The 13,366-nt window shown below is 73.5% G+C and carries 11 protein-coding genes; 9 read left to right on the top strand and 2 right to left on the bottom strand.

Annotation, left to right across the window (positions count from 1 at the left end; all coding sequences use genetic code 11):
• Positions 1 to 21: 21 nt before the first annotated feature.
• Genes ACWCXH_RS24265 through ACWCXH_RS24255 form a run of 3 tightly spaced genes read left to right on the top strand, consistent with a single transcriptional unit; the run spans position 22 to position 2,148 of the window.
• Entirely contained in the window at positions 22 to 990 is a 969-nt protein-coding gene (locus ACWCXH_RS24265) for an alpha/beta hydrolase (RefSeq protein WP_449803566.1), read from the top strand.
• Between the two features lie 16 nt (positions 991 to 1,006).
• The gene (locus ACWCXH_RS24260) at positions 1,007 to 1,729 is read left to right on the top strand and encodes a helix-turn-helix transcriptional regulator (RefSeq protein WP_449803565.1); all 723 of its coding nucleotides are present in this window, start codon (positions 1,007 to 1,009) and stop codon (positions 1,727 to 1,729) included.
• The gene (locus tag ACWCXH_RS24255; protein ID WP_449803564.1) at positions 1,726 to 2,148 is read left to right on the top strand and encodes a DUF4253 domain-containing protein; all 423 of its coding nucleotides are present in this window, start codon (positions 1,726 to 1,728) and stop codon (positions 2,146 to 2,148) included. The genes ACWCXH_RS24260 and ACWCXH_RS24255 overlap by 4 nt, the downstream gene beginning before the upstream one ends.
• 57 nt (positions 2,149 to 2,205) lie before the next feature.
• Here the strand turns inward: ACWCXH_RS24255 and ACWCXH_RS24250 are convergent, their stop codons facing one another.
• On the bottom strand, positions 2,206 to 4,011 hold the full coding sequence (locus ACWCXH_RS24250; RefSeq protein ID WP_449803563.1) for a glycoside hydrolase family 35 protein: 1,806 nt from the start codon (positions 4,009 to 4,011) through the stop codon (positions 2,206 to 2,208).
• Between the two features lie 50 nt (positions 4,012 to 4,061).
• On the opposite strand from ACWCXH_RS24250, the gene ACWCXH_RS24245 reads away from it, so the two are divergent.
• The 4 genes from ACWCXH_RS24245 to ACWCXH_RS24230 all read left to right on the top strand — a co-directional run bounded on the left by ACWCXH_RS24245 (position 4,062) and on the right by ACWCXH_RS24230 (position 8,987).
• A complete protein-coding gene (locus tag ACWCXH_RS24245) occupies positions 4,062 to 5,624 on the top strand; it encodes a PTS transporter subunit EIIC (protein ID WP_449803562.1) in 1,563 nt (520 codons plus the stop codon).
• A gap of 44 nt (positions 5,625 to 5,668) precedes the next feature.
• Positions 5,669 to 6,649 (top strand): aldo/keto reductase, encoded by a 981-nt coding sequence (locus ACWCXH_RS24240; protein WP_449803561.1) that lies wholly within the window; start codon positions 5,669 to 5,671, stop codon positions 6,647 to 6,649.
• Positions 6,650 to 6,872: 223 nt separating this feature from the next.
• Positions 6,873 to 7,652: a PE-PPE domain-containing protein gene (locus ACWCXH_RS24235; RefSeq protein WP_449803560.1), complete on the top strand. Its 780-nt coding sequence runs from the start codon at positions 6,873 to 6,875 to the stop codon at positions 7,650 to 7,652.
• A gap of 264 nt (positions 7,653 to 7,916) precedes the next feature.
• Positions 7,917 to 8,987, top strand: coding sequence for an ALF repeat-containing protein (locus ACWCXH_RS24230; RefSeq protein ID WP_449803559.1), 1,071 nt, complete (start codon positions 7,917 to 7,919; stop codon positions 8,985 to 8,987).
• Between the two features lie 69 nt (positions 8,988 to 9,056).
• On the opposite strand, the gene ACWCXH_RS24225 is transcribed toward ACWCXH_RS24230, so the two are convergent.
• On the bottom strand, positions 9,057 to 11,621 hold the full coding sequence (locus ACWCXH_RS24225; RefSeq protein ID WP_449803558.1) for a collagenase: 2,565 nt from the start codon (positions 11,619 to 11,621) through the stop codon (positions 9,057 to 9,059).
• A 295-nt stretch (positions 11,622 to 11,916) separates the two neighbouring features.
• Between ACWCXH_RS24225 and ACWCXH_RS24220 the strand changes: the two genes are divergently transcribed.
• Both ACWCXH_RS24220 and ACWCXH_RS24215 read left to right on the top strand, forming a co-directional pair.
• The gene (locus ACWCXH_RS24220) at positions 11,917 to 12,654 is read left to right on the top strand and encodes a hypothetical protein (protein WP_449803557.1); all 738 of its coding nucleotides are present in this window, start codon (positions 11,917 to 11,919) and stop codon (positions 12,652 to 12,654) included.
• Positions 12,644 to 13,291: a Fic family protein gene (locus tag ACWCXH_RS24215; protein WP_449803556.1), complete on the top strand. Its 648-nt coding sequence runs from the start codon at positions 12,644 to 12,646 to the stop codon at positions 13,289 to 13,291. The genes ACWCXH_RS24220 and ACWCXH_RS24215 overlap by 11 nt, the downstream gene beginning before the upstream one ends.
• Positions 13,292 to 13,366 lie beyond the last annotated feature (75 nt).

Genomic DNA, 13,366 nt, shown 5'->3' with positions numbered 1-13,366 from the left:
GAAGGCTGTGATCATCCACGCATGACGACCACCGCGATGACCACGACGACCACGACGACCACGATCACCGACGAGGACTGCCTCGCCGAAACCCTGGCCTTCAACGAGCAGTTCGAGGCCGCCGCCGCCAACCGCCCGCCCCGCCCCAGGACCCTGGACGCCGCCACCCTCGCCCGCCTGCGCGGCAACCGCCTCGGCGGCGACACCCCGCCGGTGCGGCTGGCGCAGGCGCAGGAGCGGACCGTCGCCGGCGGGGTGAAGGTCCGGGCGTTCGTACCGCAGCGCGTCGACGGCGTGTACCTCCACATCCACGGCGGCGGCTGGGCGTTCGGCTCCGCGGACGGCCAGGACGAACGGCTGTGGCGCCTCGCCGAGCAGGCCCGCCTGGCCGTCGTCAGCGTCGACTACCGCCTGGCACCCGAACACCCCTTCCCCGCCGGACCCGACGACTGCGAAGCCGCCGCCCGGTGGCTCGTCGACCACGCCGAGACCGAGTTCGGCACCAGGCGCCTGATGATCGGCGGCGAATCGGCCGGCGCCCACCTGAGCGTCCTGACCCTGCTGCGCCTGCGCGACCGCCACGGCATCACCGGCGCGTTCCGGGCCGCCCAACTGGCCTTCGGCCCCTACGACCTGTCGATGACACCGAGCCAGCGGCTCTTCGGCTCCCGGCCACTGCTGAGCAACACCGACTCCATACGCGGAAGTTACGGGCTCTTCACGCCGGGCACGGACGCCGAACAGCGCCGCGACCCGGGCATCTCCCCGCTCTTCGCCGACCTGACCGGCCTGCCGCCCGCCCGGATCGTCGTCGGCACCGAAGACCCGCTCCTGGACGACTCGCGCTTCCTCGCCGCCCGCTGGCAGGCCGCCGGGGCGGACGCCCACCTCGGCGTCGTCGCCGGCGCGATGCACGGCTTCACCCTGTTCCCGCTCACCATCACCCGGCGCGAACACCAGCGCGAGCGCGACTTCCTGACCGGCGCGTGAAGGTAGCGTCGGCGCCGTGAACCGCACCCCGCGACTCTACGCACTGGTGGAAGAACTGCGCGCCGCGGCGCCGCGACCGCTGACGGTCGCGGCGCTCGCCGCGCGGTTCGAGGTCAGCACGCGCACCGTGCAGCGCGACCTCCAGGCACTCATGGACGCCGGCGTCCCCGTGCGCACCACCACAGGGCGCGGCGGCGGCTGGTCGATCGACCGGGCGATGACCCTGCCCCCGATCCGCTTCACCACCGACGAGGCCTCCGCCCTGGTCGCCGCCCTCGCCGCGGCCGACGCCCGCGCCCCCTACGCCGGCGCGGCCCGCACGGCGTCCCAGAAGATCGCCGCCTCGATGACCGGCCCCGCCGCGGCCGCCGCCCAGGAACTCGCCGCCCGCATCGTCGCGCTGCCGGCCGCCCGCACCGAGGAGTCGGTCCGCACCGCGGTGGAACAGGCCCTCACGGGCGCCACGGTGCTGCGGCTGTCCTACATCGACGCGGCCGGGCGGGAGAGCGAGCGCGAGGTGGAACCGGCCGGACTGCTCACCGCCGGCGGCAACTGGTACCTCATCGCCTGGTGCCGCACCCGACGCGCCGGCCGGGGCTTTCGCCTGGACCGCATCACGGGCGCGGCCCCGACCGCCGAACAGGCGCCGCCCCACGACCTGGCCGACCTGCTGGCCGGCTCCGCCGCCGCCGGGGCGGTGCGGCCGGTGGCGCTGGATCCCCTGACGGCGGGGGCGTGAGGGCCGGGGCGCCCTCGACCCCCGTCCCGGACGCCGACGCCGACGAGGGCGCCCGCATCCGGGCCTCGGCCCTGGAGGGCGGGCCGAACCTGCGGATCGGCCTGGTCGCGGCCCCCGGCGGGGCGGCGGCGCTGGCCGCCTGCGGCTGGACGGCCCCGGCCAACCACGCCCACACCGGCCGGATCGCGGCCGTCCTCGCCGACTGGGAACGGCGCTTCGGCGCACGCGTGGTCCGCGTGGGCTTCGACGCCCTGGAGCTGAGCGTCCTCGCCCCGCCCACGACGCGGGACGAGGCTCTGCGGGTGGCTGCCGAGCACGTGGCATTCTGCCCCGACCAGGTCTTCCAGGGCACCGGCAGCCTCACCGCGTACGCCGACCTGCTCGTGGGCTCGTACGACTGGATGTTCTGGTGGGACTGACCGCGGGCGACGCGTGGGAAGCCGGCCCGGTCGACTTCCCACGCAGCAGTCGCCCGGTCAGTACTCGCTGCTCGGGGCCTGGGCGGTGGGGCCGAGGTCGGGGTGGTCGCGGATGTCGATCGTCTCGCCGTGGTGGTCGAGTTCGAGGACGAGGAGTTCGTTGCGGCCCGGGCGCCACAGCGGGGCCGGCGCGTAGAGGGTGCGCTGGGGGCCCTCGGCGGTGTGGCGGCCGAGGAGGAAGCCGTTGAGCCACAGCAGGCCGCGGCCCCAGCCGGGCAGGGCGACGAAGGCGTCGGCGGGGGTGTCGACGACCGTCTCGAAGCGGTGGAACGCCGGGTCGCCGTCCGCGGGCGCCACGGACGGCGGGGCGTCGAAACGCAGCGGGGCGAGGTCGTCGAGCGGCAGAGGCCGGATCTCCCAGCCGAAGAGCAGCTGGTCGCCGTGGGCGACGCCGCGGGTGATGCCCTTGCGGTCGTCCATGTTGGGGCCGTAGTTCACCCTCCCCAGGGCCTCGACCAGGATGTCGAGGGTGGCGCCGTCGGGCCCGGTGGCCAGCGGCAGCGTCGCCCGGGGGCTGTTGCGGTCGAGGACGCCGAGCGGGCGCCCGTCGGCGAACACGTGGGCGCGGTCGGCGAGTCCGTCGATGCGCAGCGGCAGTTCGGGGCGCGGTCCGGGGACGCGGGTGCGGTAGTGGATGAGGCCGCGGGCCTGGCCGAGGCGCTCCATGGGCTCGGGGCAGGCCCGCCGCACCGGGGCGCAGAGCGGGTCCAGGGCGGCGAGCAGGCGGGCGCGTCCGGTGGGGCGCTCCAGGCGGCGCGGTGTCAGGCGCGGCGGCGGGGCGGGCAGCTCGCCGTCCGGCAGGGGCACGTACCGGCCGATGACCTCCCGCAGCGCGTGGAACTTCTCGGTGAGTTCGCCCGCCTCGCCGATCGGCGCGTCGTAGTCGTAGCTGGTGGAGGTGGGCTCGAACCCGGCGTCGCAGGGGTGGGCGCCGCTGTGGTTGGCGCCGGCCCACAGGCCGAAATTGGTGCCGCCGTGGGCCATGTAGAGGTTGACGGAGGCGCCGGTGGCGAGGAGTTCGTCGAGGGAGGCGGCGCTCTCCTTGGGGTCGCGCACGTGGTGGGGCTCGCCGAGGCGGTCGAACCAGCCGATCCAGAACTCCATCGCGGTCAGCGGCCCGGGCAGGGAGGACGCCTGGTGGCGGCGCAGCACGGCGAGGCGCTCGGGGGCGCGGGAGCCGAAGGTGGCGGTGGCGAGGTGGCCGGGGATGGCGCCGCCCTGCTGCATGGTGTCGTGGGCGCCGTCGGCGGTGAACAGCAGGCAGTCCACACCGCGGCGCACCAGGCCGTCGCGCAGGTGGCGCAGGTAGGCGGTGTCGCGGCCGTAGCTGCCGTACTCGTTCTCGACCTGCACGGCGACCACCGGGCCGCCGCGGCCGGCCAGCAGCGGCAGGATCTCGGGCACGACGGCGTCGAACCAGCCGTCCACCTCCGCGAGGTACGCGGGGTCCGAGCAGCGCAGCCGCAGGCCGTCGACGGCGAGCAGCCGGGCGGGCAGGCCGCCGAAGTCCCACTCCGCGCAGATGTACGGGCCCGGGCGCAGGATCACGTCCAGGCCGAGGGCCTGCGCGGCGCGGGCGAACCGGGCGACGTCCCGCCAGCCGGTGAAGTCCACCTCACCGGTGGGCAGTTCGTGGAAGTTCCAGGGGATGTAGGTGTCCACGGTGTTGACGCCGAGCGCGCGCAGCCGGCGCAGCCGGTCGTCCCACAGGTCGGGGTGGACGCGGAAGTAGTGCAGGGCGCCGGAGACGATGCGGTGCGGTGCGCCGTCGCGCAGGAATCCGGAGGCGTCGTGGTCGAGCATGCGCGGGCCTTTCGGAGGCAGCGGGCGGGTGCGTACGGACGATGATCGGTATGCCCGGACCGCGCGTGGGCAACCAGATGCTCATGACGGACACGCACACCCGCACCGCCCGCGACCTCCTCGCCCTCGTCGGCGGCGCCGCCAACGTCACCTCCACCGCCCACTGCATCAGCCGCCTGCGCCTGGGCCTGGCCGACCCGGGCCTCGCGCGCACGCAGCAGATCAAGGACCATCCGGCGGTGCTGGGCGTCGTCGTGGACGGCACCTACCAGATCGTCCTCGGACCGGCGGCCGTCGACCGCGTCGCGGAGGCGTTCGAGCGGCTCGTGGCCGAGGACGCCGCCCCGGCCCCGGCCCCGGCCACGGCCACGGATCCGGGTACGGCTTCCCCGACGGACGCCGACGCCCTCGCCGCCAGGGGAGCCGCACTGAAGGACGACCGCAAACGCCCCAACGCCACCCCCGGCAAACTGTTCCTGCGCCGTATCGCCGACATCTTCGTCCCCCTCATCCCCGCCCTCATCGCCTGCGGCGTCATCGCCGGCCTCGGCGCCACCCTCAACTCACTCGCCCTGTCCACCCACACCACCGCCCTGACCGGCATCATCCCCGTCACCACCGCGCTCTCCCAGGGCTTCATGTCCCTGATCGCGGTGTTCGTCGGCCACAACACGGCCAAGGAGTTCGGCGGCACCCCGGTGCTCGGCGGCGCGGTGGCCGGCATCGCCGTCCACCCGGGCGTCGCCACCATCACCCACACCCTCTTCGGCCACCTCAAGCCCGGCCAGGGCGGCGTCCTCGGGGCGCTCGGCGCCGCCGCCCTGTGCGCGGCACTGGAACGCCGGGCCCGCCGGTGGGTGCCCGACGCCCTGCAGATGCTGCTCGTGCCGACCATCGCCGTCGCCCTGTCCGGCCTGGCCGCGCTGCTCGTCCTGATGCCGCTGGCCGGCGTCATCGCCGACGGCATCGGCAGCGGCGCCACCTGGCTGCTCGCCCACGCCGGGGCCGGCGCGGGCGTCGTGCTCGGCGGCACGTTCGCCACCCTCGTCATGTTCGGCCTGCACCAGGCCCTCATCCCCATCCACACCACGCTCATCGAGCACCAGGGCTACAGCGCGCTCTACCCGATCCTCGCCATGGCCGGCGGCGGCCAGGCCGGCGCCGCCGTGGCCGTCTACCTGCGCGCCCGCCACAACCCCTCGCTGCGCCGGGTCATCAGGTCCGCGCTGCCCACGTGCGTCCTGGGGGTCGCGGAGCCCGTCATCTACGGCGTCACACTGCCGCTGGTGCGCCCGTTCGTCACGGCCGGGATCGGGGCCGCGGCGGGCGGCGCCGTCGTCGGCCTGTTCGCACAACTCGGCCTGACCACCGGCTCCACCGCGATCGGCCCCTCCGGCCTCGTGCTGCTGCCCCTGCTCGACGGCAGCCACGGCATCGGCCCCGCCGTCCTCGTCTACACCGGCGGCTGGCTCACCGCCGCCTGCGCCGCCTGCGCCGCCACCTACGCCTTCGGCCTCACCCCGACGACGCTCGCCGCCCTCAACGCCCCGGCCGCGCCCGTGCCGAACGCCGCCCCCGCAGGCCGCCCCGACCCGCGCGACCCGGCCGGATAGGGTCCGTACGGACGACCCACCCGATCTTCCGAGGAGTGCCCGCCATGCCGAACCCGGCCACCGAACCGACCGTCGCGAGGTTCGGCCTGGGCACCGCCGCCGTCGGGCGCCCGGGATACATCAACCTCGGGCGCGACGCCGACCTTCCCGCCGAGCGCAGCGTCGAGGCGCTGCGCCGGCGCACCCACGAACTGCTGGACGCCGCGTACGCCGCCGGGGTGCGGTACGTCGACACGGCCCGCTCGTACGGGCGCGCCGAGGAGTTCGTCGCGCAGTGGCTGGCCGAGCACCCCGAGGCGGCGGCCGACACGGTGGTGGGCAGCAAGTGGGGCTACACCTACACCGCCGACTGGCGCACCTCCGGCGTGGACGCGCACGAGATCAAGGAGCACTCGACGGCGGTGTTCGACCGCCAGCTCAAGGAGACCAGGGCCCTGCTCGGGCGCCACCTGGACATCTACCTGGTGCACTCCGTCACCCCGGACAGCCCCGCGCTCACCGACCCCGCCCTGCACGGGCGCCTGGCCGAACTGGCCGCCGAGGGCGTGCGGGTGGGCCTGTCCACCAGCGGCCCCGACCAGGCCGCCGCCATCCGCGCCGCCCTCGCCGTGACGGTGGACGGGCGCCCGCTGTTCGCCGCCGTCCAGTCCACCTGGAACCTGCTGGAGCCCTCCGCCGCCCCCGCCCTCGCCGAGGCCCACGCGGCCGGCCGGCTCGTGGTGGTCAAGGAGGCCATGGCCAACGGCCGCCTCGCCGACCGCAACGCCACCGGCCCCGACACCGCCGCCCTGCGCACCCTGGCCACCCGCACCGGCACCCCCTGCGACGCCCTCGCCCTGGCCGCGGCCGCCGCCCAGCCCTGGGCCGACCTCGTCCTCTCCGGCGCCGCCACCCCCGCCCAGCTCGCCTCCAACCTCACCGCCGCCACCCACCCCCTCACCTCCACCGACCTCGCCACCCTCACGCAACTCGCCGAGCCCGCCGGGGAGTACTGGCAGACCCGCGCGAGGCTGGCGTGGTCGTGAGGGTCTGAGCGGGCCCGGGCGGTCAGGGCGGTCAGGGTGGGCCGGCTCCCCCAGCGCCCACAACTGTCACGGCGCCGTCAGAAACGGCCCCTGACCTGGGCTTGCGGGGACCGGCCAGATATGGCCGGTCCCCGTCCTGGCCCGCCGAGCGGCCCGGACAACACGATGGGCACCGGTCGCCGCACCCGCCGCGGCGTCCCACCCGACCCGAGGGAGACCGGAAATGACCATGCGTGCCAGCCTCGCCCGCCGCCTCAAGGCCGTCCTCGCGACGACGGCGCTCGCGCTCACCGCAGCCGCCGTCGTGCCGACCGCCGCGCACGCCGACACGGCCGCGCCGCACCACTACTACATCGAGATCGGCGGCACCGGAACGGCCCTGGACGCGCCCAGGTGCACCTACACCTTCGACCTCGCCAACCAGCGCCTCGCCGCCGGCAGCACCGCGATCCCGGTCTGCTACCCCGCCAGCGGCGGCCCGTTCGTCGGCAGCCAGAACCAGATGCCGGCCCCGCTGTTCACCCCGAGCTTCGGCGACAGCGTCAACGCGGGCTACTGGAACGCCAAGGCCGCCCTGGAGAACGCCTACAAGGCCGACCCCACCGCCCGCTTCACCATCGCCGGCTACTCGCAGGGCGCCTGGGTCGGCGACCTGCTGCTCCAGACGATCGCCAACAACGGCACCGCCGTGCCCCGCGAGCAGGTCGACGGCATGCTCTACGCCGACCCGATGCAGCCGGGCACCGGCTTCTGGCACCTCGTCCCGCAGGGCACCCTGGTCCCGTTCGTGGCGTACTCCCCGGGCACCGGCCCGGAGAACTTCCCCGGTGGCATGCCGGTCCAGCGCTTCTGCATCAAGACCGACGGCGTCTGTGACGCGACGTCACTCGACTCCTTCGGCGGGTTCCTGCAGCAGCACCCGCGCTACCCCGCCACCGTCATCGCCGACACCCTCGCCACCACCGGCGGCAACGGCACCACCTGGTACCCGGCCGGCGCCTGACCGGGCAACCGAACCAACGGGAAAACCGGCGCCGCGGTCCGAGGGGAACGGACCGCGGCGCCACCCGCCCCCGCACACCGGGCCCGGGGCGCACAGGGGAGGACCTGACGCCCGGTAGCGGAACGAGGAGGACGCGAACCCGTCGGTTCGCGTCCTCCTCGCAAAGGGGCAATTCCGGCAGGCAAAAATCCGGTACGGCAACCATCAAAAACGATCTATGCTGAGGTCGTTCACAATCTCTTCGCATGAATCAGGTTTCGCTGGATGAAGCTGCCCAAGGTGTCCGCCGTGATCGCGGCTGCCGTGCTGGCCCCCGCCGTCCTCTTCCCGTCCGCGGCCTCGGCCGCCGACAACCCGCAGCCGGCCGGCGTCACCGGCCCTGACACCGCCTCCGACAAGGCGGGCGACACCGGCAACCACGACGCGGCCGACCAGGAGAAGCGCGACCGCGCCGAGGTGCAGGCCATCCTTGCCGACAAGGAGACCGGCCGCGGCGTTCGCGAAGCCGGCGAGAAGGCCCTCAAGGGCGACGCCGCCGCCGTGCGGCACTTCCTGGAGGTCGAACTCCCCAAGCAGCGCGCCGACGACAACCGGGTGAAGGTCTCGCAGATCCTGTCGGCCGCCACCGGGCGCGCCGTCAAGGAGGCCGCGAACCGGGCGCTGGACGGCACCGACGCGGACATCGTGAAGTTCCTCGACGAGGGCTGGGCCAAGGCCCAGGCCGAGGACGACCGCGTCGCGGTGCTGCGCCTCATGGCCGACAAGGAGTCCGGCCCCGGTGTGCGCGAGGCCGGCAGCAAGGCGCTCGACGGCACGGCCGCGGACGTGCGGCGCTTCCTGGAGACCGGGTATGCCAGGGCCCGTCAGGACGACGACCGGGTCAAGCTCGCGCAGATCATGGACAAGGGCGGGCCGGCCGTGAAGGCGGCGGCCGGCCGGGCGCTGGACGGCACCTACGAGGACGTCGTGAAGTTCCTCAAGGAGGGCCAGTTCACGGCCCGCGCCCAGGACGAGGCCGACGCCGCCCGCAAGCCCGCCCAGGACCGGACCCCGGACCCGAAGCCGACGACCGCGCAGCAGCCGCAGTCCGGCGAGAACGGCCAGAACGGCCAGAACGGCCAGGGCGTCCAGCCCGCCGCGGTGACCACGACCACCGGCACGACTGGCACGGCCGTCGGTACCACCACCGGAGCGGCCGTCACCTCCGCCGGCCCCGGCCAGCTGGCGGCCACCGGTACGGACGGCCTCGGCTGGGAGGCCGGCGGCGCCGCCGCGGCCGTCGCCGCGGGCGCGGCGCTCGTCGCCGTCTCGCGCCGCCGCTCGACCGAGAGCTGATCCCGCAACGCCCGAGCGGCGCGCCCCCGTTGGGGACGCGCCGCTCGGGCGTTGCGGGCAGGGCCCCGGTCAGAACTGGGTGCTGACCGTCACGCCGCTGAAGTCGGTGTTGGCGTAGAGGCTGACGTAGCGGTAGCCCGCTGTCGGGTTGGTGACGGTGAGGCTCTGGGTGGTGCCGGGGTTGGTGGAGGAGGCGGTGAAGGCGCTGGGGGAGGCCCAGGTGTCGGCGTTGTAGTAGAGGGAGGCGTTGCCGGTGCCGCCGGAGGCGGAGACCTTCAGCGTCGTGGTGCCGGCCGGCAGGTAGAGGTAGAAGTAGTCGAGGTTGCCGGCGGTGCGGGCCTGGTTGGGCCGCGAGCAGTTCTGGCCGAGCGCGTCGGTGCGCGGGTCGGTGCACGTCGGCAGGGCGGCGCCGGTGGTGACGGTGACGGAGGACGGGGTGCTGGCGCTCTTGCCGGCGCTGTCGGTGACGGTCAGGGCGACCGTGTAGGTGCCGGGGTTGGCGTAGGTGTGCACCGGGTTCTGCTGGTCGGAGGAGGTGCCGTCGCCGAAGGTCCAGTGCCAGGAGGCGAGCTTGGCCGGGGAGTTGGTCTCCACGGACTTGTCGGTCAGGGTGACGGTGGCGCCGTCGACGGACTGGCCGAACAGGGCGGTGGGGCCGTCGGCGTAGCAGGCGCCGGCCGCGCAGGCGTTCAGCCAGGCGTCGAAGTCGGCGTCGTAGGAGGTGCCGAGGCTGTTGTAGACCGCGTAGCCGCCCTGGTAGTCACCGGTGCGGAAGTGGCCGAGCATGGTGTACACGTCGGCGGGGTGCTTCTCCAGCATGTAGCGCACGGCCAGGTAGCCCCACGGGTAGGTGCGCACCGAGTCCGAGTTGTCGTACGTGTTCTGGAAGATCGTGCTCAGCTTGTAGCGGTGCGCGGCGGCCTCGGTCATCGCCTGGGTGTCGGTGGTGCCGCGGTAGGCGTAGGACTCGTACTCGGCGACGCCCTCGATCCACCAGATGTCCGGGACGGATATCTCGGTGGTGAAGTTGCCCTTCATGTCGTAGATGTTGTCGAGGTAGTGCGTGTACTCGTGGTTGAGGTTCCACACGTTGGCGGGGAAGCCGTCGTTCCACGACTTCTGGTACATGACCGACACCGGCTGGTTGTTGGGGTCGGTGACGTCCATGACGGTCTGGCCGCCGTTGTTGGTGGAGTTGCCGTAGATGGCCCAGGAGTAGGTGAGGTAGTCGGGCTGGTTCTTGAAGACGGCGAGGGTGATGGTCTTGCCGTACTGGTTCGGGACGGGACCGTTGTCCTTGACCATGGTGTGGAAGAAGCCGTCCTCGCCGCGCAGGCTGGCGCAGACGGTGGCCAGGTCGGCGGCGGACAGGGCCTCGCCGCGGATGGTGCGGTTGTCGCACACCAGGGAGTTCGGCAGGACGGCGGCGGTGAGCTTGCCGGGCAGGTCGCAGGTGCCGTAGTAGGAGCACTGCGCGTTGTCGTACTGGTTGGCGTTGTACGCGGTGTACACGTACAGCGGGCCGGTGCTGCCGGTGACCGGGGTGGCGTCGAGGACCTGCTTGACCAGGGGCTTGGCGAAGGCCTCGACGGAGCCGCCGTCGCCGGCCGTGCGGGCGAGGTCGTTGCCGGCGTTGACGTCGAGGAACTGGTTGGCGGTGCCGAGCAGGTCCTTGTGGTTCTGCGCGAAGTTCGCGAGGACCGTGACGACGCTCGGGTCGGCGCTCACCGCGCTCACGTAGTCGGGGTTCCAGTTGGCCCGCCACAGCGGCGCGAACAGGACGGCGTTGACGGCCTTCACCATCTTCGGGAAGGCGTTGTAGCCGTTGGTGTAGCCGTTCAGGACCTGCTTGTAGACGTTCAGGTACCGGGCCTGGATGTTGGCGCTGTCGGTGAGGATCAGCACGTCGTAGAGCACGAGGCCGTTGGCGTCGCTGACGTCGTTCCAGTGCGCGCTCGCGAAGAAGGCGTCGAGGCCGGCCTTGACGGCGGCGGTGAGGGAGGCGTCGTAGGGGCCGACGGCGGAGGCGTTGTTGGACTGGACGTAGTAGCCGGCGCGCAGGAAGAGCACGAGCTGCAGGATGCCGGTGGAGTTGTCGCCGGTGTAGTGCGCGGCCTGGGCCTGGAAGGCGGCGGCGACGGTGAGCATCTGCGACTGCTTGAAGATGTTCCCCGCGTCGGTGCCGGTGACGTTGAACAGCGTGTTGACGCAGTCCGTGGTCGAGCCCTGGACAAAGGAGACCAGGCCGGCGCCACTGCGGGATCCGAAGTCGGCCGGAGCGCAACTGGCCGCGTCCGCGGCGGACTTGGCGGAGAGCGTGTGCGTTGCGGGAGCGGGCGCCTGCTGCTTGGCGCCCGTGCGCGGGGTGGCCGGGGTGGTCTGCACGGCCGTCCCGGCCGGCTGCAGCGCCTGCCCGAGCTGAGCCGACGTCAGCGGGGCGGCCGTGCGCCCCATCGCCTCGGACGCCTGCGAGGCGACCTCGGCCCCGAACGGCCTGGGTATCGAGGGGGAGGCGGCCGCCTTCACGGGTGCGGCGGCCGCAGCGGGCGCGGCGAGGGCGGGGGTCGGCAGCATGAACGCGGTCCCGGCGAGGGCGCCGGCCACGAGAAGGGGAAGGGGTTGGCGCAGACGCACTGCGGTGTCCTTGTCCTGAGTGGGGGAGATGAGCAACGGAGCGTCAGCCACGAGGCGTGAGGGAGGGGGACCTTGACGACAACCTGTCACCGGATTCAGGGTCAGAACAATGTCACAGGTTATATTCCATCGCAAGGGTGTGACATGGCACTGTTGCGCGGGGTTCCCACACCCGGCCCCGGCTCCGGACCCGGGCCCTGGCCGAGGCCGGTCAAGGCCGTGCGGGTAGCCTTGTTGCCCTGCACTGTGCTGCCCTGTGCTGTCCTGACCAGGCGCAGCGGATGACCGGCGTCGCGTGGCCCGCAACCACCCGACCGGTCGCGTCGGCCTTCGGAGGAGTACTACGTTCACCAACCTGGACCTGGTCCCGCGCCTGCTGCCGTGGTCGGCTGTCGACCCCGGCGGCAACCCCTTCTCGTGGAACGAGGAGGAGGAGAGGCGGGTCATCGCCCTGATCTCCGAGACGGTCCCGCCGGTCGATGCCTCCCGTGACGAAAAGCGCCGCTTCGCCGACGGCGTCACCGACATGCTCGCGGCGCGGTACGGGCGGTGGGCCTGCGGATGGAAGTGGACGCACGGCGAAGGCGGCAACGGTGGAGTGGTCACCAGCTGGTGCTGCGAGGCCCACTCGATCGGAGAGCCCGAAGCCACGGCCCGCGCCATCGTCGCCGCGCTGCTGGAATGGCGTGACTGGCTGGACGAACTCGCCGGGCGTTTCGCCGATCTGGCCCCGCCGGCCGCGGCGGGCGCCGAGGACCGCGACTGGCACGTGGAGCGGGCGGTGAGCCGCCTGGTGACCCTGGTCGTGGACCGCACGGGTGCCGAGGCGGGTTGGTACTGGCTCTGCGGCCTGGTCCTGACGGGATACCTCTCGTCCCTGGGCATCACGGGCGAGGCGGCGAAACAGGTCGTGGACGCCGCGATCGGCGGGCGGTTCACGAGTTGGGCCGAACCGACCCGCAGTGATGTCGACGCCGTGGGAGAGGCCCTTGCGGCCGGGTACGGCCGGGCAGCGGCGGCGAGTGACGGCTGACGCGCTGGCCCAGTGGCGTGTGGTGCGGGAGCGTGTCGACTGGGCGTCCGCGGGTCCGGCGCACGTCGCTCCCGTGGTGCCGCGCCGCGACGGGCTGGTGTCATGGATCGACGGTCCGGTCCGCAGCCGCGACCCCGAGCGCGCGGACCGTCTGCTGGCCGCGACGGCCCTTTCCCGTGCGCAGGCCCTGCTCCGGCGCCCGCTCACCCCTGCCCTCCTCACCGGCTGGCAGCGCCGTGTCCTCGGCACATCCGATGTCGCCTTCCGGGAGGGTGACGCGTTCGCCAAACGCGGCCGGGAGCGCTACGGGCTCACCGCGGCCACCTGGCAGGACTTCGCCCGCTGCCTGGAGCAGAGCTCCGATCCCGCGCTCCCGTTGGCCTCCCGTGCCGCCAGGGCCTACCTCGACGTGGCGTTCTTCCACCCGTTTCCCGACGGCAACGCCCGCTCGGCGCTGCTCACGCTCTCGTACGTCCTGGACGTGGAGGGCGTGCGACTGGACCTCGTCGAGCCCTTGCAGACCACCCGGTACGCGGACGACGCGGCCGGAGCCGCCGACCTCGCCCGGTTGGTCGACGTCCTCGTCCGGGCGGCCCGGCGCCGTGCGACCGCGAGCGGACCGTGCGCCGGTCCGTGAGCGCCGGTCCGTGAGCGCCGGTCCGTGAGCGAGGATTCGGGAGGAAACGCAACGGGCTGGACGGGTACCCGTACC

Source organism: Kitasatospora sp. NPDC001660 (assembly GCF_053596725.1).
This window is presented reverse-complemented; position numbering and strand designations above follow the sequence as displayed.

What these genes read in the sequence shown, in the direction of transcription:
- ACWCXH_RS24265 (WP_449803566.1), top strand. Translation starts at nt 22, where the DNA reads ATGACGACCACCGCGATGACCACGACGACCACGACGACCACGATCACC.
- ACWCXH_RS24235 (WP_449803560.1), top strand. Translation starts at nt 6,873, where the DNA reads ATGACCATGCGTGCCAGCCTCGCCCGCCGCCTCAAGGCCGTCCTCGCG.
- ACWCXH_RS24230 (WP_449803559.1), top strand. Translation starts at nt 7,917, where the DNA reads ATGAAGCTGCCCAAGGTGTCCGCCGTGATCGCGGCTGCCGTGCTGGCC.
- ACWCXH_RS24245 (WP_449803562.1), top strand. Translation starts at nt 4,062, where the DNA reads ATGCCCGGACCGCGCGTGGGCAACCAGATGCTCATGACGGACACGCAC.
- ACWCXH_RS24250 (WP_449803563.1), bottom strand. Translation starts at nt 4,011, where the DNA reads ATGCTCGACCACGACGCCTCCGGATTCCTGCGCGACGGCGCACCGCAC.
- ACWCXH_RS24240 (WP_449803561.1), top strand. Translation starts at nt 5,669, where the DNA reads ATGCCGAACCCGGCCACCGAACCGACCGTCGCGAGGTTCGGCCTGGGC.